Source organism: uncultured Methylobacterium sp. (genome assembly GCF_964244095.1).
GTDB lineage: Bacteria > Pseudomonadota > Alphaproteobacteria > Rhizobiales > Beijerinckiaceae > Methylobacterium.
The window spans coordinates 1-3540 of the sequence record NZ_CAXTHR010000236.1 but is presented as its reverse complement, the minus strand read 5'-3'; the positions used below and the strand labels follow the sequence as shown (position 1 = coordinate 3540).

4 protein-coding genes are annotated in these 3540 nt (G+C 75.0%); all 4 read left to right on the top strand.

Going from position 1 to position 3540, the window contains the following annotated elements; genetic code table 11:
* Positions 1-987: xanthine dehydrogenase family protein molybdopterin-binding subunit (locus ACFE86_RS21730; protein WP_375457392.1), on the top strand; the 987-nt coding region annotated here is incomplete at its 5' end.
* Entirely contained in the window at positions 984-1850 is an 867-nt protein-coding gene (locus ACFE86_RS21725; RefSeq protein WP_375457391.1) for an FAD binding domain-containing protein, read from the top strand. The genes ACFE86_RS21730 and ACFE86_RS21725, both read left to right, overlap by 4 nt.
* A 2-nt stretch (positions 1851-1852) precedes the next feature.
* Entirely contained in the window at positions 1853-3079 is a 1227-nt protein-coding gene (locus ACFE86_RS21720) for a 2Fe-2S iron-sulfur cluster-binding protein (RefSeq protein ID WP_375457393.1), read from the top strand.
* A 43-nt stretch (positions 3080-3122) separates the two neighbouring features.
* The coding region (locus ACFE86_RS21715; protein ID WP_375457390.1) for an ABC transporter substrate-binding protein at positions 3123-3540 on the top strand (418 nt) is incomplete at its 3' end.

The window sequence follows — 3540 nt, the reverse complement described above, 5'->3', positions numbered from 1 at the left end:
CACGGCACCTCGGTCTATTCCGGCTGGGGCATCCCGATGGTGCCGGGCCACGAGCAGGCCGGCGCGCGGCTGACCCCGGACGGGGGCCTCGAACTGCGCATCGGCGCCCATTCCCACGGCCAGGGCCTGGAGACGACGCTGGCGCAGGTGGCTCACGAGATCCTCGGTGTGCCCGTGGCGCGCACACGGCTCGTTCACGGCGACACCGCGATGACGCCCTACTCCACCGGCTCCTGGGGCTCGCGGGTGATGGTGATGGCGGGCGGCGCCGTCGCCGCCGCCTGCCGTGAGCTCGCCGACCGGGCGCTCGCCATCGGCGCGCACCTGCTCCAGGCCGACGCGGCGGCGTGCCGCTTCGAGGCCGGCCGCGTCGTCGGCCCCTCCGGCGACGTGACGCTCGCCGAGATCGCCCGCACCTGGTATCGGCGTCCGCAGGATCTCGCCCCCGGCGTGAACCCGGGAGGGCTGGAAGTCACCGCCGGCTACAAGCCGCAGCGCGATTCCGGCACCTTCTCCTACGCCGCGCACGCGGTGGTCGTCGCCGTCGATCCCGACCTCGGCGCCGTCGAGATCCTCGACTACGTCATCGTCGAGGACGGCGGCACCCTGGTGAACCCGCTCGTCGTCGACGGGCAGATCTGCGGCGGCCTCGCGCAAGGCGTCGGCACCGCGCTCTACGAGGAGATGGCCTTCGACGAGCGCGGCCAGCCGCTCGCCTCGACGTTGGGCGACTACCTCCTGCCGGGCGCGGCCGAAGTGCCCGAGCCGCGCATCGACCACATGGAGACGCCCTCGCCCTACACGCAGTTCGGCGTGAAGGGCATCGGCGAGGGCGGCGCCATCGCGCCGCCGGCGGCGATCGCCAACGCGGTCAACGACGCGCTCGGGCCGCTCGGCGTCGAGATGCTGCGCGCGCCCGTCAGCCAGCGCCGCATCGTGGCGGCCCTGCTCGCGGCCCGCGAGGCCGCGACGCGGGCCGCGGCATGAAGGCCGCCCGCTTCGCCTACGAGCGCCCCGCCGACCTCGCCGGCCTGCTCGACCGGCTCGCGGACGCCGACGGCACGGCGAAGCTGATCGCCGGCGGCCAGTCGCTCGGGCCGATGCTCAACCTGCGCCTCGTCGAGCCGGAGCGGGTGATCGACCTTACCGGCATCAGTGAGCTGTGCCACGCCCGGCGCGACGGCGGCACCCTGGTGCTCGGCGCCTGCGTGACGCATGCCGACATCGAGGACGGGCGGGTGCCGGACGTGACCGGCGGCGCCATGGCCCGCGTCGCCGCCGCGATCGCCTACCGCGCCGTGCGCAACCGCGGCACCATCGGCGGCAGCCTCGTCCACGCCGATCCTGCCGCCGACTGGGTCACGTCGCTGATCGCGCTTGGTGCCGAGGTGGAGCTGGCCTCAAAGGCCGGGCGCCGCCGCCTGCCGCTCGACGCCTTCGTGCGTGGCGCCCTCGACGTGGCGCTGGAGCCCGGCGAGATGCTCGTCGCGGTGCGCGTGCCCGCGATCCCGCCCGGCACGCTCTGGGGCTACGTCAAGCACTGCGCCAAGATCGGCGAGTTCGCCCACGCCATCGGCGCCGTGCTGATCGATGCCCACGCCGGGCGCGGCCGCGCGGTGATCGGCGCGATCGAGCGCGCGCCGCTTCTGCTGGCCGACGCCCGCCCGCTGTTCGGCGGCCGCATCGGCCTCGACTTCGCGCAACGCTTCGACGCGGCCGCGGCCGAGGCTGCCTTGCGGGACGCCGGCATGGCCGACGCGGTCGATCGCCATGTCCACGTCACGGTGCTCGCCCGCGCCGTGGCGCAGGCGGCGCGCACCGCCCCCGAGCGCCTGACGGCGGCGGCATGACCATGGCGGTGCTCGACACGGCGGTCCTTGCCCGCGACGACCGGATGCCGTTGGCGCTCACCGTGAACGGCCGGCCCGTGCGCATCGAGGCCGAGCCGCGCACGCATCTCGCCGACCTCCTGCGCGACACGCTCGACCTCACCGGCACGCATCTCGGCTGCGAGCACGGGGTCTGCGGCGCCTGCACCGTGCTGCTCGACGGCGAGCCGGCGCGCGCCTGCCTCACCTTCGCCGGCGCCTGCGAAGGCGCCGCGGTCACCACGATCGAGGGCCTCGACGACGACGTGATCGCCACTGAGCTTCGCGCCGCGTTCAACCGCGAGCACGCGCTGCAATGCGGCTACTGCACCCCCGGCATGCTGATCGCCGCCCGCGACCTCGTGCTGCGGCTGCCCGAGGCGGACGAGCGGCGCATCCGCGTCGGGCTCGCGGGCAACCTTTGCCGCTGCACCGGCTATGCCGGCATCGTGCGGGCGGTGCGCGCGGTGATCGCCGAGCGGCGCGCCCGCGGCATCCCGACCCGGACGCCCGGCGCGGACGTCCCGCGCGGCCTCGGCCCGGTCGGCGCCCGGACCGGCACGGCAACGGTCGCGCCGACCCCGCTCCCCGCTGCCGCACCCGCGGAGGGGCCCGCCGCGACGATCGTCATCGCGAAAGATTTCCGGCCGGCGCACACTTTCGCGCAGAGCTTCGACGTGGCGCATCCGCCCGACGCGGTGTTCGCGCTGCTGGGCGACGTCGAGGCGGTCGCCGCCTGCCTGCCCGGCGCGGTGCTGACCGGGAGCCCGAGGCCCGACGCGGTCGAGGGCGCGCTCCGGGTGCGCATCGGTCCGATCGCCGCGCGGTTCGCGGGCCGGGCGCGAATCGAGCATGACGCGCCGGCCCGCGCCGGCCGCATCCTCGGCGCCGGCGGCGACGCGGGCGGGCGCTCGGCGACCGAGGGCGAGATCCGCTACCGCGTCGAGGCGGGCGAGCGCGCCGGCACGGCGCGAGTGGTGCTGTCGGTCGGCTACACGCTGAAGGGGCCGCTCGCCCAGTTCGGCCGCCCCGGCCTGGTGCGCGACCTCGCGGGCCGGCTCACGGCCGAGTTCGCGCGCAACCTCGAAGCCCGCCTCTCCGGCGTGGCCCCGGCGGCGCCCGCGGACCTCCATCCGATCCGCTTGATGCTCGGCCTCCTGCTCGACCCGCTGCGCCGGCGGCTCGCCGCGTGGCGCGCGTCCCGGCCCTGACCTCAACCCTCGCATCCAGCCCGAACCCGCACCGGAGACCGACATGACGAGCAGGCGCAAGACACTTCCGGCACTGGCACGCCCCGCGCTGGCCCTGGCGCTGGTGCTCGCCTCCGGCACGGCTTACGCGCAGGCGATCCGCATCGGCGTCAACGAGCCGCTCACTGGGGCGTTCGCGGCCTCGGGCACCTACGTGGTCAACGGCGCCAAGATCGCCGCCGACGAGATCAACGCCAAGGGCGGCGTGCTCGGACGCAAGATCGAGCTGGTGATCGAGGACAACAAGAGCAACCCGACGGAGGCCGCGGCGGTGGCCGAGAAGCTCATCACCAGCGACAAGACGCCGGTGATGATGGGTGCCTGGGGCTCCAGCCTCACGCTCGCGGTGATGCCCAAGCTCATGGATTACGAGACGCCGATGCTGGTCGAGACCTCCTCGTCGGGCAAGATCACCACCTCGG